This window comes from Burkholderia sp. JKS000303, from assembly GCF_002563755.1.
Taxonomy (GTDB): Bacteria; Pseudomonadota; Gammaproteobacteria; order Burkholderiales; family Burkholderiaceae; genus Burkholderia; species Burkholderia anthina_B.
The window spans coordinates 4,492,591-4,514,146 of record NZ_PDBZ01000001.1; the positions used below are offsets into that span (position 1 = coordinate 4,492,591).

At 64.9% G+C, this 21,556-nt stretch carries 18 protein-coding genes and 1 tRNA gene; 7 read left to right on the top strand and 12 right to left on the bottom strand.

The window, feature by feature from the left end; genetic code table 11:
• The first annotated feature begins 23 nt into the window (after nt 1-23).
• Nucleotides 24-488, top strand: coding sequence for a hypothetical protein (locus BX604_RS21060; protein ID WP_179894837.1), 465 nt, complete (start codon nt 24-26; stop codon nt 486-488).
• Nucleotides 489-583: 95 nt separating this feature from the next.
• Here BX604_RS21060 and BX604_RS21065 read toward each other — a convergent pair whose 3' ends face one another.
• Together BX604_RS21065 and BX604_RS21070 are read right to left on the bottom strand one after the other, a co-directional pair.
• The gene (locus BX604_RS21065) at nt 584-826 is read right to left on the bottom strand and encodes a hypothetical protein (protein ID WP_098552488.1); all 243 of its coding nucleotides are present in this window, start codon (nt 824-826) and stop codon (nt 584-586) included.
• 196 nt (nt 827-1,022) lie between these two features.
• Complete coding sequence (locus tag BX604_RS21070) at nt 1,023-1,232, bottom strand: hypothetical protein (RefSeq protein WP_098552489.1); 210 nt, start codon at nt 1,230-1,232, stop codon at nt 1,023-1,025.
• A gap of 209 nt (nt 1,233-1,441) precedes the next feature.
• Between BX604_RS21070 and BX604_RS21075 the strand changes: the two genes are divergently transcribed.
• Entirely contained in the window at nt 1,442-2,431 is a 990-nt protein-coding gene (locus BX604_RS21075; RefSeq protein ID WP_098552490.1) for a tyrosine-type recombinase/integrase, read from the top strand.
• Nucleotides 2,432-2,518: 87 nt separating this feature from the next.
• Here BX604_RS21075 and BX604_RS21080 read toward each other — a convergent pair.
• The 7 genes from BX604_RS21080 to fdnG form a co-directional block, all read right to left on the bottom strand.
• A tRNA-Sec gene (locus tag BX604_RS21080) sits at nt 2,519-2,614 on the bottom strand.
• A 41-nt stretch (nt 2,615-2,655) separates the two neighbouring features.
• Nucleotides 2,656-4,581 carry a selenocysteine-specific translation elongation factor gene (gene selB, locus BX604_RS21085; protein ID WP_098552491.1) on the bottom strand — a complete coding sequence of 642 codons (1,926 nt, stop codon included), beginning with the start codon at nt 4,579-4,581 and terminating at the stop codon, nt 2,656-2,658.
• On the bottom strand, nt 4,578-6,017 hold the full coding sequence (gene selA / locus BX604_RS21090; RefSeq protein ID WP_098552492.1) for an L-seryl-tRNA(Sec) selenium transferase: 1,440 nt from the start codon (nt 6,015-6,017) through the stop codon (nt 4,578-4,580). Before selA ends, selB begins: the two co-directional genes overlap by 4 nt.
• A gap of 75 nt (nt 6,018-6,092) precedes the next feature.
• Nucleotides 6,093-7,028, bottom strand: a complete 936-nt coding sequence (gene fdhE, locus BX604_RS21095) for a formate dehydrogenase accessory protein FdhE (protein WP_175776274.1) — start codon at nt 7,026-7,028, stop codon at nt 6,093-6,095.
• 107 nt (nt 7,029-7,135) lie between these two features.
• Nucleotides 7,136-7,762: a formate dehydrogenase subunit gamma gene (locus BX604_RS21100; protein WP_096503886.1), complete on the bottom strand. Its 627-nt coding sequence runs from the start codon at nt 7,760-7,762 to the stop codon at nt 7,136-7,138.
• Nucleotides 7,759-8,673: a formate dehydrogenase subunit beta gene (gene fdxH, locus BX604_RS21105; RefSeq protein WP_098552494.1), complete on the bottom strand. Its 915-nt coding sequence runs from the start codon at nt 8,671-8,673 to the stop codon at nt 7,759-7,761. Before fdxH ends, BX604_RS21100 begins: the two co-directional genes overlap by 4 nt.
• A 10-nt stretch (nt 8,674-8,683) precedes the next feature.
• Nucleotides 8,684-11,755, bottom strand: coding sequence for a formate dehydrogenase-N subunit alpha (fdnG, locus tag BX604_RS21110; RefSeq protein WP_098552495.1), 3,072 nt, complete (start codon nt 11,753-11,755; stop codon nt 8,684-8,686).
• A 138-nt stretch (nt 11,756-11,893) separates the two neighbouring features.
• On the opposite strand from fdnG, the gene BX604_RS21115 reads away from it, so the two are divergent.
• The 3 genes from BX604_RS21115 to BX604_RS21125 all read left to right on the top strand — a co-directional run bounded on the left by BX604_RS21115 (nt 11,894) and on the right by BX604_RS21125 (nt 15,267).
• The gene (locus tag BX604_RS21115; RefSeq protein ID WP_098552496.1) at nt 11,894-12,826 is read left to right on the top strand and encodes a YihY/virulence factor BrkB family protein; all 933 of its coding nucleotides are present in this window, start codon (nt 11,894-11,896) and stop codon (nt 12,824-12,826) included.
• A gap of 425 nt (nt 12,827-13,251) precedes the next feature.
• Entirely contained in the window at nt 13,252-14,415 is a 1,164-nt protein-coding gene (locus BX604_RS21120) for a porin (RefSeq protein ID WP_098552497.1), read from the top strand.
• A gap of 378 nt (nt 14,416-14,793) precedes the next feature.
• Nucleotides 14,794-15,267: a VOC family protein gene (locus BX604_RS21125; protein WP_098552498.1), complete on the top strand. Its 474-nt coding sequence runs from the start codon at nt 14,794-14,796 to the stop codon at nt 15,265-15,267.
• Nucleotides 15,268-16,432: 1,165 nt separating this feature from the next.
• On the opposite strand, the gene BX604_RS21130 is transcribed toward BX604_RS21125, so the two are convergent.
• Complete coding sequence (locus BX604_RS21130) at nt 16,433-16,882, bottom strand: HU family DNA-binding protein (protein WP_098552499.1); 450 nt, start codon at nt 16,880-16,882, stop codon at nt 16,433-16,435.
• Nucleotides 16,883-17,140: 258 nt separating this feature from the next.
• On the opposite strand from BX604_RS21130, the gene BX604_RS21140 reads away from it, so the two are divergent.
• The gene (locus BX604_RS21140; protein WP_098552501.1) at nt 17,141-18,259 is read left to right on the top strand and encodes an acyltransferase family protein; all 1,119 of its coding nucleotides are present in this window, start codon (nt 17,141-17,143) and stop codon (nt 18,257-18,259) included.
• Nucleotides 18,260-18,693: 434 nt separating this feature from the next.
• On the opposite strand, the gene galU is transcribed toward BX604_RS21140, so the two are convergent.
• Nucleotides 18,694-19,581, bottom strand: a complete 888-nt coding sequence (galU, locus tag BX604_RS21145; RefSeq protein ID WP_096503905.1) for a UTP--glucose-1-phosphate uridylyltransferase GalU — start codon at nt 19,579-19,581, stop codon at nt 18,694-18,696.
• Nucleotides 19,582-19,809: 228 nt separating this feature from the next.
• Nucleotides 19,810-19,953, bottom strand: a complete 144-nt coding sequence (locus BX604_RS39065) for a hypothetical protein (RefSeq protein WP_175686281.1) — start codon at nt 19,951-19,953, stop codon at nt 19,810-19,812.
• 214 nt (nt 19,954-20,167) lie between these two features.
• Between BX604_RS39065 and BX604_RS21150 the strand changes: the two genes are divergently transcribed.
• The gene (locus BX604_RS21150) at nt 20,168-21,343 is read left to right on the top strand and encodes an acyltransferase family protein (protein WP_098552502.1); all 1,176 of its coding nucleotides are present in this window, start codon (nt 20,168-20,170) and stop codon (nt 21,341-21,343) included.
• The last annotated feature ends 213 nt before the right edge of the window (nt 21,344-21,556 follow it).

Consider the following 21,556-nt stretch of genomic DNA (forward strand, 5'->3'; position numbering starts at 1 on the left):
CGACGACAGCCGGCGGCGGATCCGTGACGTATGTCGGCGGAACACCCGCGTCCGAGCTGGCCGCGATCTGGCACACGCGTACCGGTGATTGCTACGTCTGCCCGCACGGCAATGTCGGTGATCGGCTATGGGTTCGCGAAACGCACGAGGTACGCCGCATCGGTACCGAAACGTTCGAAGGCGGCCGTCCGACGCGTCGCTATGCCGGCATCGCTTACCAGGCTGACGACGGCCGCGCAGAGGTCGACATCGACCTCAACACGTTCCAAGCGCTCGACGCCAAGGAATCGCGTGGCTGGTCGCCGTCCATCCACATGCCGCAGTGGGCGTCGCGCATCACACTCGAGATCACCGGCGTGCGCGTCGAGCGGCTGCAGTCGATCAGTGAGGCCGACGCGCGCGCCGAAGGCGTGACGATCGCGGACCACCACATGCGCGGGTATTGCGGGGGCGCCTTTCGCGCCGCCGAGCATACGCGCCTTTCATGACCTATGGGACAGCCTGAACGCCGCTCGCGGGCATGGCTGGGATGCGAACCCCTGGGTGTGGGTTGTTGAATTCCGGACTGGACGGTGTCTTGAAACTACTCCTCCCCGAAACTCCCCTCGTCGATGAGCAAATGAGAGTAGGCGTCGGAGGCGTCGAGTGCCAGGCCCTCCGAAATGAAAGTGCCAGGCACGCTCATCTGCGAAATCACGGTTTCGGTGGTGCCGTTCCAATGGCGCCGAAGAACATCTATCGTGCCGCGCCACTGGCCATCGTCGCCGAAATTTGCAGAGACTCGGTAGAAATAGCCACGATATGGCTTGAATCCGTCCAGGTCCATTGCTCCCCCCGCTCGCCGAGCAATCATCGTAGCACGCGGCGGCGACTGAGATTTCGGGAAGCGGCACACTGTTTGAGGTTGACAGCGCACTTTGGCAGGCGTGACGCGAAATTTACGACGCCACCGCTGTATCCGGATCTCGCTTGGTCACCTCAATCTCGACGTCGTCGCAGAGATAGGTGTTGCTCCTGCTCCGTCACGCGTACCGGCTCAGCCATTCTTCAGAAAAATTCTTCGCGTAGGCGACAGCCTCGGCTTCGGTGCCAAACACGCCAAGATTCCGGAACGCAGCTTCCCGGCTAAATCCCAACTTCGTTACCTCTACCTGGGCGGCGTACTTGCCGTCCTCCGTCGCGCGCGGTTCGCAGTTCATCTCGTACCCGCGCATCAAGAATTTCTTCTGCATCGGTTCAACACCTTTTTGAGACCAGAGGATCGCAGCATGGACCTATCCAAAGGCAAACGCGTGAGCGCGAAGGAGGCCGCAGCGGTCCTTGGCGTCCCTTACCAGAACATCAGCCGCATCGACCGAAGCTGTACGGTTATACAACGATTCAAGTTGGGGCACAAAACCTACGTCTACGATCTCGATTCGCTATACAGGTACCTCGCATCATGCCTATCGAAACCATCACAAAAAATGGCCGCAGGCGCTTCCGCTGGACGTTCGAACGCGTCATTGAAGGCTCGCGCATCCGTAAAACAAAACTCATCCCTGCGGGACTTTCTGCGCGCGAAGCTGACGAATTAGGCCGCCAATGGGACGTGGAGGTCTATGCGGTCGCAAGCGGGGCGCGTAAGCCCGTCGTCACAATTGGCGAGTGCGTCCGGATTCACGTCACTGACAAAGGCGCCGAATGGAAGGATCGGAAGGCTCGCCTGCAAATTCTGACGAAGTACGCGGCCGAATACGAAGATCAAGATGCTCTCGACCTGTACGATTGGTCGATTCAATTTGCAGGATTCATGCGCTCGAGCGTTGATCGTCAGGGGCATCAGAAGAAGCCGAGTGCCGATGGAACGATTCACAACACGCTCGGCTATCTCCGGGCTGCGATCAAATACGCCCACAAGATTGGCAAGCTCGAATACGATCAAACTGCCAAAATGGTCATACCGAAACAGTCGGAGGAGCGTCACCTTTACAAAGGCCGTCGCGAAATGCTACAGATCGCCAAGGCATGCACGCACCGACAAACCCGTGCTGCAATCCGCGTCGCGTTCTACTCCGGAATGAGAATGAGCGAAATTCTGCGGGCCGTCCCGACGAGAGATGGATTCTCCCTCGGCAGGACAAAAAATGGGCGCCCCAGACTGATCCCCATTCACCCGCGCATTGCCGTCGTCGCTCGGCGCGTGAAATTCGACGTTCCACCGTGGAAAGTAAAGGACGAGTGGATAAAAGCCCGGAGGAAATCGGGCCACATCGACGTCCGGTTTCACGACCTCCGGCACAGCGCTGCTTCGGAAATGATCAACGGTGGGATTGACCTCTATACGGTAGCCGGCGTGCTCGGCCACAAGACGACCACGTCGACCAAGCGATACGCGCACCTTGTGACGGATCGGCTTGCCGAGGCCGTCAAGAAAATCGGCCGCTCATAACCCGCAAACACGAATCAGGCAGAAAAACCCACACCTCAGGCGGAAATGACATTCCACGCGGAACGTCAAAATTGCTTGAAACCCTTGTGGCGGAAGGCAGCAGGAGTCGAACCTACCCGGGAGCGTCTGACGCCCCCAACCGGATTTGAAGTCCGGCCGTACCACCGGATACGAATGCCTTCCGTGGGGAAAAAACCAAAAAGAGCGAGAAGAACGACGAGCGCCTACGCCTGAATACTCACCCAACCGCTGTCAGGCCGCAGGAAGTGAAGATCGCGGTGGAAGCGAGTATACCCAACCCGATCGAAGAACTCGAGAATCTGGATCGCCCGCTTGCGGCCGAGCCCGGTCGCGTCGCGAAACGTCGCCGCGTCGAGCCCGCCGCCGCGCGTCGGCGCGAGATGCGCCACCAGCCCGGCCAGCTCGCGCACGACATCCGCGTGATAGAACAGGTCGCGCACGACCTGATGCACGTCGCCGCGCCGCGCGAGCTTGCGCAGCAGCGTGCGCACGGCGTCCTCGGCCGCGCCGGTGTCGCGCGCCAGGTCGCGTACCCACGGCGGATCGAAGCGCCCCGCATGAATCAGCGGCAGCAGTTGCCGTGCCAGCGCTTCCTCGCGCGCATCGAAGCTCACCGAATGCGACGCCAGATGCAGCCACGGCCCGCTTCGCGCGACGTCGCCGCCCGTCACCAGCGCATCGACGAGCGCACGCCACAATGCATCGCCGACGAGCGGCGCCGCCATCCGTCGCAGACGTGCCGCATCGAGCCCCTGCTCGTCCGGCATCCGCTCGTGATACGCACGCAGCGTGTCGATCGCCCGCGCCTGCAGCGCATGCCAGTGCGTGCGCGCCATCACCGTGCCGTCGCCCGACGCCGCATCGCGCTGGCCGATCGCCAGCGCCTCGTCCGGCAGCGCCAGCGCGTCCGGCGCGAACCCCGTCAGATGCATCAGCATCGTGCGTGCGATGCCGAGCGGCGCCTGCGCGAGCAGCGCATCGAGCCGCCCTTCGTCGAGCCACACGGCCAGCGCGTCGAGCCATGCGCGGCGCGCTGGCGTGCGCCGCTTGCGCGCGGGCCCGAACGGATCGAGCACGCGGCCGCCGCCGACGGTGCGCGTCGCTTGCGGATTGCGGACGATGAAGTGATCGCCCGGCAGCGCGAATACCGGTTCGTCGAACACCAGTTGCACGCGCATCTTCTGGCCGGCCGCGAGCGTATCGCCGTCGAGCAGCGCGACGTGCGCGACGCGATGCAGCGTGCCGAGATGAACGTGCAGCGGTGCCCAGTGCGTCAGCGTCAGCCCCGCATCGGCCAGCAGCGTCAGTTCGACGTCCAGCCGCGGCGACGTCGCGGCGAGCCGCGCATCCGCGACGGTATCGCCACGCTCGACGTCCGCCTTGTCGACGCCGGCCAGGTTCAGCGCGCAGCGCTCGCCCGCACGGCCCGCTTCGACCGGCCGGTTCTGCGCATGGATGCTGCGCACGCGTGCCGCGTCGCCGGAGCGGACGACCGCGAGCGTGTCGCCGGTCGCCACGCGGCCCGCGAACGCGGTGCCCGTCACGACGGTCCCCTGCCCCGCGAGCGTGAACACGCGATCGACCGCGAGCCGGAACAGGCCGTCGTCGCGGCGCGCGCGCCACGCGAGCGCCGCGTCGGCGAGGTATCGCTTCAACGCGGCGACGCCGGGATCGTCCGCACGCGTCGCGCAGGTTTCGAAGATCGTTGCGCCGTCGAGCGTCGAGCCGTGCAGCCACACAGCGATCTCGTCGCGCACGGCGGACAGACGCGCGGCGTCGACGCGATCGCACTTCGTCAGCGCGACCACGCCGTGCGTGACGCCGAGCAGTTGCAGGATCGCGAGATGCTCGCGCGTTTGCGGCATCACGCCGTCGTCGGCGGCGATCACGAGCAGCGCGAAGTCGATCCCGCACGCGCCGGCCGCCATCGTATGAATCAGCTTCTCGTGGCCCGGCACGTCGATCAGGCCCAGCACGTCGCCGTTCTCGAGCGGCGTATACGCATAGCCGAGTTCGATCGAGATGCCGCGCGCCTTCTCTTCCTTCAACCGGTCGGTGTCGACGCCCGTCAGCGCCCGCACGAGCGTCGTCTTGCCGTGGTCGATATGTCCTGCAGTCCCGACGATCATGCAGCCGGCCCCGCGATCAGCGCGCATTGCGCGACGAGTGCCGCTTCGTCCGCGGCCTCGAGACAGCGCAAATCGAGCCGCAGCGCGTTGTCGGCGACGCGGCCGATCACCGGGCGCGGCCATTCGCGCAACCGCTTCTCGAGCTGCGCGAGCGCGCGGCCGCTACGCTTGCCGTCCGGCGTGCGCACGACGAGCCCGGCGCTCGGCAACTGGTCGACCGGCAGCGCCCCGCTGCCGATCTGGCTGAACATCGGTTCGATGCGCACGTCGAAACCGCTGCCGAGCGCGGCCTGCAATACCGGGCGCACGCGCTCGGCGGCTTCGGCGATGTCGTGCTGCGGCCGCGTCAGCAGCCGCAGCGTCGTGAGCCGTTCGCGCAGGAATTCCGGCGCCTGATAGAGCCGCAGCACGGGTTCGAGCGCAGCGAGCGTCAGCTTGCCGACGCGCAGCGCGCGCTTGAGCGGATGCTTCTTGATTTTCGCGACGAGCGCGCGATCGCCGGCGATCAGGCCGGCCTGCGGGCCGCCGAGCAGCTTGTCGCCGCTGAACGTGACGAGGTTCGCGCCGGCCGCGACGGTTTCCTGCACGGTCGTCTCGTGCGGCAAGCCCCATTGCGACAGGTCGGCGAGCGTGCCGCTGCCGAGGTCGACCGCCACCGGCAGCCCATGCTCGCGCGCGAGCGGCGCGAGTTCGGCGAGCGCCACCTCCTTCGTGAAGCCGCTGATCGCATAGTTGCTGCAGTGCACCTTCATCAGCAGCGCCGTGCGCGGGCCGATCGCGTCCGCATAGTCGCGCAGATGCGTGCGGTTGGTCGTACCGACTTCGTGCAGCTTCGCACCCGCGCGGCTCATGATGTCGGGAATGCGGAACGCGCCGCCGATCTCGACCAGTTCGCCGCGCGACACGATCACTTCGCGTTTCGGCGCAAGCGCGGACAGGGTCAAAAACACGGCCGCCGCATTGTTGTTGACGACGGTCGCGGCTTCCGCGCCCGTCAGTTCGCACAGCAGATCGTCGATCAGGTCGTCGCGGTCGCCGCGACGGCCGGTGCCGAGATCGAATTCGAGGTTCACGGGTTGCGTGAGCGCGGCGACCACCGCGTTCACTGCATCGTCGGGCAGCAGCGCGCGCCCGAGATTGGTATGCAGCACGGTGCCGGTCAGGTTGAACACCGCGCGCACGGCGCCCACGCTCTGCGCGGCCAGCGTACGGGCGACGGCCGCTGCGATGTGCGGCTCGTCGAGCGGCTCGGCCGACGACGGATCATGCTGCGCGGCGGTACGCCAGCGCTCGAGTTCGGCGCGCACCGCGTTCAGCACGCGGGTGCGGCCATAGTCGGCGAGCAGCGGTTGCAGCGGCGCCGACGACAGCACGCGCTCGACCGACGGCACGCGCGCGAGGACGGCATTCAGTTCATTCAAACCCGGTTCGGTCACGTAATCGTGGCTCCATTTCGATGCACGGCAGGCAACCGGGGCCGGCGCTTGTTCGCCCGCCCCGGCTGCGTGCCGTCAGTCCGCTTCGCGCGACATGTCCGGCCACAGCAGCGGGTTCGGCGAACTGCGCTGGTAGCCGGCTTCGTTCATCAGCAGATCGAGCGTGAGGCTCGCGAGATCGTCCGCCAGCGGCTCGAACTCGTAGTCCTTCTCCTGGTAGCCGATCTTGCGATACGTCTTGCACTCGTCGCACGACTCGGCCTTGACGGCTTCGCTGCCGCCCTCGATCCCGTGATATGCGATGCCCTTGGTCGAGTCGCAGTGCGAACATTTCGTGCGCACCATGTGCCACTCGGTCGTGCAGAGCCCGCACTGCAGGAAACGGTAGCCCTGGAACTGGCCGCCGACACGCACGACGCTCGCGACCGGATGCGAGCCGCACACCGGGCACAGCCCCGGCTGGTCGAGATACGGAATGTCGGCCGGCGCGACGCGGCTGGCGAGATCGGTCCACACGACCTGCAGCGCGGCCATCAGGAACGGTGCGGTGGCCGGGTCGACTTCGGCGAAGCGCAGCGCGAGGATCGCGTCGGCCTGCGCGTCGAGTTCGGCGGGCGACATCAGGCGCAGCCGGTCGAGCAGCTTCGCGAGCGACGGATTGACGAGCCCGGCGCTGTCGACGCGATCGAGCAGTTCATACAGCACGGCCCGCCACTGCGGATCGCGCTCGCCGTCGAGCGCCGGCACGAGCGGCATCGAATGCGCCTGCGCGCGTGCGATCGCTTCCGGCGACGGCAGCGGCAGGTTCGACTGCTGCAGCGTCGCGTGCTGCGCGTCGGCAACCGTGGCCATCAGCCGCAGGTAGCCGCTGATCGGGTTCAGGTCGGCAAGCTTGCGCAGCCGCGTGGCGCGCGCCGCGAAGGCGGTGCCGCGCTCCGGCAGGCGAAAGCGGGGAATGGCGGAATGATCGAGCGCCGAGATCTCGGTCGGTTCGAGAATGCGTTGTGTCACGAAAATGTCATCCAAAAAAACAAGCGCCGACAAATCGGCGCTTTTCAGGCGATTCCGACGGTGGCGGAACGGTACGCCACGATGGCGCGCCGCCCCGCTCCGGAGCGCTACTTCACGCTTTCACGGAACCACTTCGGGTGATGCTTGCGTGCCCAGCCCAGCGTGACGGTGCCGCGCACCATCGCGCCGATCGAGCCCTTCACCCACAACGCCGCGTAAATGTGCACGATGATGCTCGCGATCAGCACGAACGCCGCCACTGCATGCACGACGGCCGCCGCGCGGATCACCTCGATCGGAAAATAGAACGAGAAGTAGCGCCGCCAGATCACGATCCCGGACAGCAGGAGCAACAGCAGGCACGCTACCAGCGTGAAGAATAGCAGCTTCTGCCCGGCGTTATACCGGCCGACGGGCGGCAGCTTGTCTTCCTGGTTGGTCAGCACGTCGCCGATCTGCTTCAGCCATTGACGATCGTCCGCGTCGAGCGCGTTGTGGTGCCAGAACCGCACCACGAGAATCGCGAACGACACGAACATCACGAGACCGACGAACGGATGCAGGATCCGCGTCCACTGGCCGCCGCCGAACAGCGCGGTGAGCCAGAACATCGACGGGTGGAACAGCGCGAGCCCGGACAGCGCAAGCAGCACGAACGTGATCGCGGTGATCCAGTGGTTCGTGCGCTCGTTCGGCGTGTAGCGGACGATCAGGTTGGGGTCGTCGTGCTTCATTTTGCGTCCTCCTTGATGCGTCGCGCCTCGTCGCGGGCGGCGGCTTCTTCCTCGTCGCTGACCTCGTTCGGACCGACCCGCGTGTAGTGGAAGAATCCGGCCAGCGCAGTCAGCGCAAGACCGGCGACCGCCAGCGGCTTCGCGATCCCCTTCCACAGCTTCACCATCGGGCTGATCGACGGATTGTCGGGCAGGCCGTGATACAGCGACGGTTTGTCGGCGTGGTGCAGCACGTACATCACGTGCGTGCCGCCGACGCCCTGCGGATCGTACAGCCCCGCATGCTCGAAACCGCGCTCCTTCAGGTCCTCGATCCGCTCGGCCGCGTGCTGCTTCATGTCCTCCTTGGTGCCGAACACGATCGCGCCCGTCGGGCAGGTCTTCACGCAGGCCGGCTCCTGGCCGACCGCGACGCGGTCGGAACAGAGCGTGCACTTGTACGCGCGATGATCCTTCTTCGAGATCCGCGGCACGTTGAACGGGCAGCCGGTCACGCAATAGCCGCAACCGATGCAGTTCTCCTCGTGGAAATCCACGATCCCGTTGTTGTACTGCACGATCGCGCCCGGCGACGGGCATGCCTTCAGGCAGCCCGGATCCTCGCAGTGCATGCAGCCGTCCTTGCGGATCAGCCATTCGAGGTCGCCCGCCGGGTTCTCGTATTCGGAGAACCGCATCACCGTCCACGAGTGCTCGGTCAGGTCGGCCGGGTTGTCGTACACGCCGACGTTCGTGCCGATCTCGTCGCGCAGGTCGTTCCACTCCATGCATGCCGTCTGGCATGCCTTGCAGCCGATGCACTTCGATACGTCGATCAGCTTCGCGACGCTCCCGGTCACCGGTTCGCGCACCGTGGGCGGTGGCGTCGTGGTGGCCGAGACGCGCTTGATATCCAGCGATTGCAATGCCATCTCTTCCCCCTTACGCCTTTTCGACTTTCACCAGGAACGACTTGAATTCCGGTGTGTACGAGTTGCCGTCACCAACGGACGGAGTCAGGGTATTGGCGAGATAGCCGGGCTTCGCGAGACCCTTGAAGCCCCAGTGCAACGGGACGCCGACCGTCTGGACCGTCTTGCCCTCGATCGTCAGCGGCTTGATCCGCTTCGTGACGAGCGCGACCGCGACGATGTAGCCGCGCTTGGACGACACCTTCACGCGCTCGCCATGCGCGACGCCGACTTCCTTCGCGAGTTCTTCGCCGATCTCGACGAATTGCTGCGGCTGGATGATCGAGTTCAGTCGCGCATGCTTGGTCCAGTAGTGAAAATGCTCGGTCAGCCGGTACGTCGTCGCGACGTGCGGGAACTCGGACGCCTTGCCGAACGACGCGCGGTCGTCCGCGAACACGCGGGCGGCCGGGTTGTTCAGCGCCAGCGGGTTGTCCGGGTGCAGCGGATTCGCGGCGAGCGGCGTCTCGAACGGCTCGTAGTGCTCCGGGAACGGACCTTCGTTCATCGCCGCACGCGCGAAGAAGCGCGCGACGCCTTCCGGGTTCATGATGAACGGATTCATCCCGTTCTCGGGCGGTTCGTCGACCTTGAAGTCCGGCACGTCGGCGCCCTTCCACGCGCTACCGTTCCAGCCGATCAGCTTGCGGGTCGGGTCGAACGGCTTGCCGCTCACGTCGCACGATGCGCGGTTGTACAGGATCCGCCGGTTCGCGGGCCACGCCCACGCCCAGTTCAGCGTCTGGCCGATGCCGGTCGGGTCGGCGTTGTCGCGCCGCCCCATCTGGTTGCCGGCCTGCGTCCACGCCCCGCAGAAGATCCAGCAGCCGCTCGCGGTCGAGCCGTCGTCCTTCAGTTGCGCGAACGCGGCGAGCTGCTCGCCCTTCTTCACGAGCACCTTGGCCGGGTCCTTCGGATCGGTCTGGTCGGCGAGCGCGCGCCCGTTGAACTCCATCGCGAGCTCTTCGGGTGTCGGGCTTTCCGGGTTCGCGTACGGCCACGTCAGATTCAGGATCGGATCCGGATACTTGCCGCCGTCCGTCTGGTACATCTTGCGCATGCGCAGGAACAGCCCCGACATGATCTCGAGATCGCTCTTCGCCTCGCCCGGCGGCTCCGCGCCCTTCCAGTGCCATTGCAGCACGCGGCTCGAACTCACGAGCGAGCCGTTTTCTTCCGCGAAGCACGTGGTCGGCAGGCGGAACACCTCGGTCTGGATCTTCGACGCATCGACATCGTTGAAGTCGCCGTGATGCTTCCAGAACTCGGACGTCTCGGTCGCAAGCGGATCCATGACCACGAGCCACTTCAGCTTCGCGAGGCCCGCGGCCGTCTTCACCTTCGACGGCGCCGCCGCGAGCGGGTTGAAGCCCTGGCAGATGTAGCCGTTCATCTTGCCGTCATTCATCAGCTCGATCGCCTGCAGCAGGTCGTACTGCTTGTCCAGCTTCGGCAGGTAGTCGTAGCCCCAGTTGTTCTCGGCGGTCGCCGCATCGCCCCACCACGACTTCATGAAGCTGACGTGGAACGCCTTGTAGTTCTTCCAGTAGCTCAGCTGGTTCGGACGCAGCGGCAACTGCACGCGCTTCTTGATGTACGCGTCGAAATCCTGCTCGGCCTGCATCGGCAGCGTCATGTAGCCCGGCAGCAGGTTCGACATCAGCCCGAGATCGGTCAGCCCCTGGATGTTCGAGTGGCCGCGCAGCGCGTTCATCCCGCCGCCGGCGATGCCGATGTTGCCGAGCAGCAGCTGCACCATCGCGCCGGTGCGGATGATCTGCGCGCCGATCGAGTGGTGGGTCCAGCCGAGCGCGTACAGCACCGTGCCGGCGCGACCGGGTACGGCCGTCGTCGCGAGCATCTCGCAGACCTTCAGGAATTTCTCATTCGGCGTGCCGCAGACTCGCTGGACCAGCTCCGGCGTATAGCGCGCGTAGTGCTGCTTGAGCAGGTTGTACACGCAGCGCGGATGCTGCAGCGTCGGATCGACCTTCACGAAGCCGTCGTCGCCGCGCTCGTAGTCCCAGCTCGATTTGTCCGGATACGCGTGTTTCTCCGCGTCGTAGCCGGAATAGATGCCGTCGTTGAACGCGAAATCCTCGCGCACGATGAACGAGAAGTCCGTGTAGTTCTTCACGTACTCATGCTGGATCTTGTCGTTCGTCAGCAGATAGTTGATGACGCCGCCCAGGAAGACGATGTCGGTGCCGGTGCGGATCGGCGCGTAGTAGTCGGCCACCGAGGCCGTACGCGTAAAGCGCGGGTCGACGACGATCAGCCGCGCCTTGCGGTGCGCCTTCGCCTCCGTTACCCACTTGAAACCGCACGGATGGGCTTCGGCTGCATTGCCGCCCATCACGAGAATCACGTCCGCGTTCTTGATGTCGACCCAATGGTTCGTCATCGCTCCACGGCCAAACGTCGGGGCAAGACCTGCCACCGTCGGGCCATGTCAGACACGCGCCTGATTGTCGAATGCGAGCATTCCGAGGCTGCGGACAGCCTTGTGCGTCAGGTAACCGACTTCGTTGCTGCCCGCCGATGCGGCCAGCATGCCGGTCGTGAGCCAGCGGTTGACCTTCGCGCCGTCTTCGGCCGTCTCGACGAAGTTCGCGTCGCGGTCGGCCTTCATCAGCTTCGCGATGCGGTCGAGCGCGTCATGCCACGAGATCGGTTCCCATTTGTCCGAACCGGGCGCGCGATACTCGGGGTGCGTCAGGCGGTTCGGGCTGTGGATGAAGTCGATCAGGCTCGCGCCCTTCGGGCACAGCGTGCCGCGATTGACGGGGTGATCGGGATCGCCTTCGATGTGGATGATGCTCGGCTGCGCGTTCTTCGCGCCGTCGCCCAGGCCGTACATCAGGATGCCGCAACCCACTGAACAGTATGGACAGGTGTTGCGCGTTTCGGTGGTGCGCGCCAGCTTGTACTGTCGGACTTCGGCAAGCGCTTCCGTCGGAGAAAAGCCCATCAGGGCGAGACTCGATCCGGCAAGCGACGTGGCCGTCACCTTCAGGAACTGGCGCCGGGACATTTGTAGCATGATGGTCTCGGCGGTTTTGTGGGGTAGGGGGAAACTGAAAGGATTATAGACAGTCAGCGCAACTTTGATGGAATCTTCGGATCAATACTGATTTATCTGATCAGCCGATATCCGCGTTCAGCACACAATCGAATCGCCATGAAACGACAGATCACCTCGGAAGCCACCCGTCTCGCGCAACAACAGGCCAACTGGGCACTCAACGCGTTCAAGCGCTTCTCCTCCGACCGCTGCTCGGCGATGGCCGCGAGCATCGCGTTCTTCTCCGCGTTCTCGCTCGCACCGACACTCGTGATGGTGATCGCGGTGGCCGGCTGGTTCTACGGCGACGATGCCGCGCGCGGCCAGGTGTTCGAGCAGGCCCATCAATTGATCGGCAACGATGCCGCGGCCAGCATCCAGACCATCGTGCAGAACGCGCATCGCGCCGGCGAGCGCGGCGGCATCGCAACGCTGATCTCGTTCGCCGCACTCGCGATCGGCGCGTCGGCAACGTTCGCGTCGCTGAACACGGCGTTGAGCGTGATCTGGCCGAGCACCGAAAATCGCTGGTCGAGCATGCTCGGGCTCGTGCGCGTGCGGCTGGTGTCGTTCGGGCTCGTGCTCGGCGTCGCGTTCCTGCTGATCGTGTCGCTCGTGCTCGACACCGCGATCACGTTCGTCGGCACGTGGCTGCTCGGCAATTCGCCGTATGTGGTCGTCACCAACCTGCTGCAATTCTTCGTCGGCATCGCGGTGCTCGCGGGCGCGTTCGCCGCGCTGATGAAGTTCCTGCCCGACGCGCGCGTCGCATGGCGCGACGCGGCGGTCGGCGGGATCGTGTCGGCGATCCTGTTCTCCGGCGGCAAGAAGCTGTTCGCGCTGTATCTCGCGCACGCGGGCACGGCGAGTGCGTTCGGCGCGGCCGGATCGTTCGCGGTGCTGTTGATGTGGCTGTACTTCTCCGCCGCCGTGCTGTTGCTCGGCGCGGAATTCGCGGCCGCACGCGGCGTCGCGCACCGCCGCGCCGCCGATGTGCCGGCCGTGTCCGTGCCGGCCGAGCGCCCCGCCGATCACGCGCGCGGCAACTGATTCCCCCTCCAGCTCGTCACGCGGCCGCGCACGTTTATGCGCGCGCCGCGCCTTACGCAACCGTCCGTGTTTTCGCAACGACCTCGCCGACGCGCTCGCGCGCGACGTTGATGCGTTCGTTGCATCGGCGCACGCCCTCCGCTGCAACGGCAAACGTTTGCACATGCCGATTTCCATGCACGAATCCGCCGAATTGGCCCATGTGTTGTCGAGTGCATCGCACATTGCAACAATCGCAGCGCAGCAATTGTCAACTATTTCAAAAAACGGAACAGTTCTTGATGTGCTTGATATATATGGACTTTTCCCCGCTGTTACCTTTTCGAGACACTTTATTTTTTAAGCTTTCTTGCTTCTATGGCACTGAGCTATTCTCCAATCCGCAACAAATAACGAATGAATCATTTGCGTGGAGATACTCAACGATGAAGAAACTCGCTCTCTCGACCCTCTCGCTCGCCCTGCTGGGCGCCGCCGGTGCTGCTCATGCTCAATCCAGCGTGACGCTGTACGGCGTGATCGATACGTCGATCGCACTGGTTCACGGCAATGACGGCCAAGCAAACAACATGGTGCAAATGCTGTCCGGCAACCTGCAAGGCAGCCGCTGGGGCCTGAAGGGTGCGGAAGATCTGGGCGGTGGCCTGAAGGCGATCTTCCAGATTGAAAACGGCTTCAACCCGGGCACGGGCAAGCTCAGCGCAACCAACACGATTTTCAACCGCCAGGCTTACGTCGGCCTGCAAAGCAACCAGTACGGTACGCTGACGCTCGGCCGCCAGTACGACCCGGTGGTCGACCTGGTTCAGGCAGTCACGGCTGACAACTACTTCGGCTCGTTCTTCGCAACGCCGGGCGACGTCGACAACAACGACAACAGCCTGCGCGTCAGCAACGCAATCAAGTACGCTTCGCCGGTCTGGGGCGGCTTCCAGTTCGAAGGCCTGTATGGTCTGAGCGGCGTGGCTGGCAAGCCGGGCTCGGGTCAGACGTGGTCGGTCGCAGCAGCCTACAACAACGGCCCGATCGGCCTGGCAGCTGGCTACTTCTACGCGAACAACCCGTCGACGCTGACGGCAACCGGCGTGCGCGGCGGCTGGACGTCGACGACGTCGGACGCGATCTTCGACGGCCCGATCAACAGCGGCTACACGACGGCGAAGTCGATCGGCATCGCACAAGTCGCCGGCCAGTACGCGATCGGCCCGGTGACGCTCGGCCTCGGCTACAGCAACGCACAATACAAGGCTGACGGCTTCTCGACGTTCGGTTCGACCGAGAAGTACAACACGGGCCGCGCGTTCGTGACGTACCAGGTCACGCCGCCGCTGCTGCTGGGCCTCGGCTACTCGTACACGAAGGCGAGCGGCAACACGGACGCCAAGTACCACCAGGTTTCGCTGGGCGGCGACTACTCGCTGTCGAAGCGTACGGACGTCTACCTGGTCGGCGCATACCAGCACGCAAGCGGTACGCAGCTGAACGACGACGGCACGACGTCGGCAGCACAGGCATCCATCGGCTCGTACGGCTACGCCGGCACGAAGTCGCAGGAAATGGTCGCTCTCGGCCTGCGCCACAAGTTCTAAGAAGTACGTTTCCGGCGTGCATGGCGTCTCCGACGCCATGTCGCCGAACTGCAAAACCAGTCATCGGTTTCGGCCGTGGCTGGTTTTTTTTCGTCCGTCGCCAGCGGCCCCGTAGCGGGCTGCAATCGTGTGCCAGCCCCATGGGTGCGACCACGGGCTGGAAGCGGCTCCTCGACCGCCTGTGACGCGCCGGAAGCCCGCCCGCGGACATCGCGGCACATCGCCCTTGCCCCGGCCCTCCATCCGATCGCAACGCGCGTTGCACGATTCGAGCGACTATCCTTCGACGTGTCGATTTCGACAGGCTTCATCCGTCGTATCGATGGCGGCACGCATGCAGGCTGCCGCGCCCTATCGACCGCTGACAGGAGACATCCCATGACGATTCAGAAGATCACGCCGTTCCTCTGGTACTCGACGGAAGCCGAGGATGCCGCGGCCTTCTATTCAGGCATTTTCCCGAACTCGCGCGTCGTGCGCGTCACGACGGTGTCCGGCACCGGCGGCACGCGGATGGTCGAATTCGAGCTGTTCGGCCAGCCGTTCATCGCGATGAGCCACCCGCGCACCGAGACGTTCAACCACGCGATCTCGCTGATGATCAGTTGCGCCGACCAGGCGGAACTCGACCGCTACTGGAGCGCGCTGCTCGAGAACGGCGGCACAGCCGACAGTTGCGGCTGGTTGCGGGACCGCTACGGCGTCTCGTGGCAGATCGTTCCGGACGCGCTGATCCCGATGATGGCCGACCGCGACGAGGTCAAGGCCGCACGCGTGGCCGCCGCGATGATGCAGATGACGAAGTTCGATGTCGCCGCGTTGAAGGCGGCGTATGAGGGCTCGGCGGGCTGACGGCGGCGCATTGGGGCAACGCATGCGTCGCGACGCGACGCGCAGGGGCGTTCGTGCGGCACCGGTCGATTCGTTCATGGTCGTGGGCGCGGGACGCCGCTGCCGAGACGTTGCGTCGCGTAGTGACGCAATCTCGGGCGATGGTTGCGTGCTACGCCGACAGCTTCGGTTCGGCTGCCCATTCATTGCACGTCGCGCATCGCGCGTCGCGTCGCGAACGCATGCGGTCGCCGTCGCCGGTTCGGCGAAGATCGGCGCGCCATCGCCGTCACCGTGACTGCGCAACCTGCCGGTGCGCGCGACCGGAACGATCGGCACGTACGTATCGGAGCGACGCTCCACTCCGCTCGCCGCGGCGCTGTGCCGACCGCGTGCGCAAGTGCGGGCACGACGTTGCACCAGCCCGGTTTCGCATCCCGCTGCGCGACGGTCGCAAGAAGCGAGGCGACCGTCTCACACACGGCCATCGGCTCGAACGACGCCGCGACGAGCGACGCATCGCTTCATCAGCAGAATCTCCAGATCGCGATCCATGCGCGCCGGTTCGGCGATGCCCTCGACACAAATCGCAGCGCGACCACTCGCTCGGAATTGCAATTCGCGCCACGCCAGATGTCATCACGACACTCCGTTGCCGCGCACCGTGACGCCTACTTGCGTCCGGCGTGCATCGACGCTGCGCCTGCACCGGCGCATCCAGCGAGTCGATCATCGGCGAGCAGCGCAGACAAACTCACTGCGTGACGCAGCAACAGCAACCGGCACGTCGATGTCGCTGCTCGCGCTCTGCTTGCCATCGAGCGCTGGGCGAATCGCGTCCGGCGTCGCGCCGGCGTGCCGCCCGCTCGCAGCGCAAACCGCACTCAGACTGCCGGCGCACTCGACGGGAACAGCAGCGTCCGGACCCGTACAACGAGGCTCGCACGACGCTGCATGAACAACCGGCTGCGCGACACGACAACCCGCGAGCGCACGCACCACACCCACCATCCGCACCGACGACACGCGACACCGAATACGCATCGCGCGACACGAGGTCGCACACCGCGCCCCGGCCACCACCCGATTTGCGCAGCGCAATAAAAATCCCCGCACGCTTTCGCGTACGGGGATCGTCGGACATCGCAACGATCGCCGACCTGCAGTCGGCCACCGTTACGCGGCATTACGCAGCCGCGTCCTTCAGCTTCTTCAGCGCACGTGCCTTCACGCGCACGCTGGCCGGCTTTGCCGGGAACCAACGCTCTTCGCCCGTGAACGGATCCTTGCCGAAGCGCTTCTTCTTCGCCGGCACGACTTGCGCCGTGATCTTCAGCAGACCCGGCAGCGTGAACTCGCCTACGCCCTTCTTGTGAACCGAGCCCAGCACGACGTTTTCGAGTGCGGTGAGCACTGCCTTGACCGCCTTCACTTCGACAGCTGCGCGCTCAGCGATGTGCGTTGCGAGCGATGCCTTCGTGAACTTGTCCTTCAGCGGCGTCGGAGCAGCCGGTGCTGCCTTCGCGACAGCCTTCTTGGCCACTACTTTCTTCGCGGGCGCAGCCTTTTTTGCAGCCACTTTCTTGGTGGCCGGTGCGGCAGCCTTCTTGGCCACCTTTTTTGCGGAAGTCGCCATGTTTCTCCTACCAGGTGTGGTCGTTGGATACACGAAGCGTGCAACGCGCGCGCTTCAACGCCGGATTCTACAAGCGCCTTGACGCTTCGTGCAGTACTTTTATGCGTTTTCGCGGGGTTTCCCGCAGGTTTTGTTGCGCCCGACCGACTTCGCCGACGCTCGAGCATCGAAAAACGTCGTCACGTATACGTCCGAACCGGAATTACGTTCGATATTTGCGCACCTATACTGACCTCGCTCAGTGCCCCGGATGCCTTCATGCGCGAAGTCAGATACGTCAAAGGACTCGACGGCCTGCGAGCCATCGCCGTCATCCTCGTTTTCCTGTCCCACAAGGGCCACGTCCTCGCTGTCGACGTGGGCAAACTCGGTGTGTGGACGTTTTTCTTCATCAGCGGATTCCTGATCGTCGGCGAGCTTCATCGCAACCGTCAGGCGATCGAGCGCGGCACGATGACGCGCCGCCATGCGCTCGCGCTGTTCCTCGCCAAGCGTGCGCTGCGGATCTTTCCCGTCTACTACCTGCTGCTCGCCGCGCTCGCGATCGCGCACGCGCTGTTCTACCAGCGCGGCGTGAATCTCGGGCTCGCGTGGCACGCGACGTTCCTGTCGAACTACTGGATCGGTGTCGTCAAGGACGGCTGGCCGGGCTCCACGTCGCACTTCTGGAGCCTCGCGGTTGAGCAGCAGTTCTATCTGATTGCGCCGCTGACGCTGCTCGCCGTGCCTGCGGCGCGACACGTCCGGCTCGGCGTCGCGGCCGTCGCGGCATGCGCGCTCGCGCATCTCGCGCTCTATGCGCTCGATGCGTCGCCGGTGCTGATCTACGCGTTTTCCCCGTGGAATTTCGCACTGATCGCGCTCGGCGGCATCGGCGCGATGGCGCTCGCCGATCGCGGCCCGGCCGTCGCACGCCGCATTCCGCCCGGCTGGCTCGGCGCCGCCGGCGTCGTGTTCTTCCTCGTGCTGCCCGCGCTCACGACACTGCCCGACCTCGTGACGGGGCTCGCGGATCTCGGCCTGTCCGCGTCGCTCGGCTCGCTGATGCTGTGGATCGTCACGGAACCCGATCATCCGGCCGTGTCGCTGCTCGACTGGGCGCCGCTCGTCTATCTCGGCACGATCAGCTACGGCTTCTACCTGTTCCACAACCTGATTCCGGCGCGCTTCGGCGTGCTGCCGGCAACGTTCGCGCACGTGCCGATCCCAGCGATCGTCCAGGACGTCCTGCCCGAAATGCTGCAGTTCGCGCTTGCGGTGCTGCTCGCGCATCTGTCGTGGCGCTACCTGGAAAAGCGTCTGCTCGACTTCAAGAAGCCGGTCGCCGCGATGCTGGCGCGGCACTTCGTCGCGCGACCGAGCACGTCGCCACACTGAGCGGGAAACGCGTGGCGCGGTACGCGGTGCGGATATGCGAAAGCGGCGCGGTACGCGGAAGCGGCGCCGGAAACGTGTTGCGCCGAAGGATCAAGGCTTCAATCAACCGCGTCGATATCGCCGCAAACGCGGGCCGCGGTTACGCCCTCGAACGTCGATCAGATCGCGGGCAGCCAACGCGCCGGCACCGGTTTCAGCCGGACAGGACATCCTGACCGAACGCGACCGACGCGCACCGCACGCCGAGCCGCGCGCCGGTACGTCAGGCGCCCTCTCGGTCTCACCCGCTTCAAACCCGCCCGACTTCAGCCCGACCGATCGTCCGCCGTCCACCGACCGCCCCGTTTCGCGCGGACGCAAAAAAGCCCCGACGCGCAAGGCAGCCGGGGCCAACGGAACAACCACCACCTGAAACAACGGAGCAGCGCGGCTGCTTATGCGACAGCAGCCAGCGCGGGCAGGCAGGTACGCAGATACGCCTCGAATTCGCGGCTCACTTCCGGATGCTGAAGTGCGAGCTCGACGGTCGCCTTCAGATAACCGATCTTGCTGCCGCAATCGAAACGCGTGCCGAAGTAGCGATACGCGAGCACCTGTTCGTGCGCGAGCAGCGACTGGACGGCGTCGGTGAGCTGCAGTTCGCCGCCCGCGCCCGGCTTGAGCCGGCGCAGGTGATCGAAGATCGTCGGCATGAACACATAGCGGCCGACCACGCCGAGGTTCGACGGCGCGTCTTCCGGCGCCGGCTTCTCGATGATGCCGGACAGCTTGATGATGTCCTCTTCCCATTCACGGCCTTCGACGACGCCGTACGAGCGGCTGTCCTCGCGCGGGATCGTCTCGACCCCGATCACCGAGCTGTGATAGTGGTCGAACACGTCGACGAGCTGCTTGAGCACCGGCTGCTCGCCGTGCAGCAGGTCGTCGGCGAGAATCACCGCGAACGGCTCGCCATGCACGAGCTTTTCCGCGCACAGCACCGCGTGGCCGAGGCCCAGCGCTTCCGGCTGGCGCACGTAGAAACAGTTCACGTTGCTCGGCTTGATGCCGCGCACGAGTTCGAGCAGCTTTTCCTTGCCGCGCGCCTCGAGTTCGGCCTCGATCTCGTACGACTTGTCGAAGTGATCCTCGATCGCGCGCTTGCTGCGCCCGGTCACGAAGATCATCTCGGTGATACCGGCGTTGATCGCTTCCTCGACCGCGTACTGGATCAGTGGCTTGTCGACGACGGGCAGCATTTCCTTCGGGCTCGCCTTCGTTGCCGGGAGGAACCGCGTGCCGAGACCGGCGACGGGGAACACGGCCTTGGTGACTTTCAACATGTTCGCATCCTGATTGCGTTGACTGCGCCGCGTCGACCTGCGACCCGGCGCGGTTGTTTTCCGAACGGCATATCGAGAATCGACGGTGCGGCCAATTTCACTCCGTTCATTTTCGATATGGACCGATTGCCCATGTTTCCGAAAAAGAGATAATCAGCCAATCCGGTCGATATTGCCGCACCCATTGCCGAAGCAGAAACAAATTACCGATTTTCCGGATACAAATGCTTACGATTCGAATTCTTCGATATACGGGACGCTACCCCGTTCGAGACCCGGGCGAATCGGCTCGTTCTTCAGCGCTTCGCGATACGCCGACAGCACGGCCATGACCAGCAGTACTGCCGCGCTCGCGATCCAATGCATGTCCATCTTGCCGCTCCTTGCATCAATCAACTGGAGCTTCAAACTATCAGAAAAAAATCGGCAAATAATTGCGGCGGCTTCGAAACCGCTTTCAGAACGTGAATAAAACCATTATGTGAAATACCATTATTTCGCGTCACGATTTTTTTATTCATTCGCTCGAATTCTTGCGCATTACGATTGGACCATCCCCTTCATCCGTCGCAAGGAATCGAATCGCATGCAAGCTTTCAGCGGATCGTCTTTGACTGCGCCGCCCGTCGCCGACCACAAGGAACACGTGATCGACGCGATGCGCGGGTTCGCGGCGCTGCTCGTCGCCTATTTCCATTGCCGCCAGGTCGTCTGGGTCGGCATGCAGAGCTTCCATCGCGCTTACGGTCACGCGCTCGACCCGAGCGTGCTCATCGGCTACCTGACGTTCCCGTTTGCGTGGGGCTCGGCCGGCGTGCCGATCTTCTTCGTGATCAGCGGCTACTGCATCCACCGCAACGCGGCGCTGAAGTTCGCCGCCAACCCGGCGTACCGGCTCGACGCGCCGAACTTCTGGGCGCGCCGTTTCGCGCGCATCTACCCGGTGCTGCTCGCCGCGCTGCTGTTCACGCTCGCGCTCGACGCGATCAGCCTGCAGATCTCGCCGGTCAGCCACAAGATCCGCGACATCGGCGTCACCGCGTTCCTCGTGAACCTGTTCTCGCTGCAGGGCGTCGCCGGCTACACGTACGGGTCGAACGGCGCGCTGTGGACGCTGTCGCTCGAAGTGCAGTTCTACGTGGTCTATCCGCTGCTGTTCGCGCTGCGCCGGCGCGTCGGGATGCCGGCCATCGTCGCGGGCGTCGCGCTCGTCAACATTGCGTCGGCGCTGCTGCTGGAGCGGCACGACCTGCAGTTCTTCACGTCGTACTGGCTGTCGTGGACGATCGGCGCGTGGATCGCCGACGTGCGCGCGCAGCCGGCGCGCGGCGCGCCCGCCGTGCCGTCGCGCGCGTGGTACGGCGCGGCGGCCGTGCTGCTCGCCGCGGGCTGCGGCGCGTTCCATTTCGGCCAGTACGGCGCGTTCCAGCTGTGGGCGGCCGGCTTCGCGTGCTTCCTGTACCGCGCGCTTGCGTGCCCGCCGCGTCCGACGCCGCTGCTGCGCGTGCTCGGCCGGTTCGGCGACTTCAGCTACTCGCTGTACCTGATTCACCTGCCGCTGTTCGTCTGCCTCGGCTCGGTGCTGTTCCACTCCGAACTGCAACTGTCGATCTGGCCGTCGCTCGCGTTCATGGCCGCGGCGATTCCCGTCGCGTACCTGTTCTACCGGCTGTTCGAACGGCCGGCGATGGCGTGGTCGGCCAGCCTGAAGCCGACGCGCGCGGCCCGGGTCGTTGCATCGACGCCCGAGCAGACCGCCTGAGCGCGTCCTCTCGGCGCTCCCCGGCCCCCGTGCAGCTTCGGCTGCGCGGGGGCTTTTTCATGGGGTGCGGCGGGCACGAGGATGGGTTCCCGCACCAGGTCGTGACGCGCGCCACGTACCAAGGCCTCTGACTGGCGCGTAGCGGCCGCCTGTCGGCTGCGCTACCCGTCGACCTCATCCTCTTGCTGCGGGTCCGTACAGCGACACCGCTGG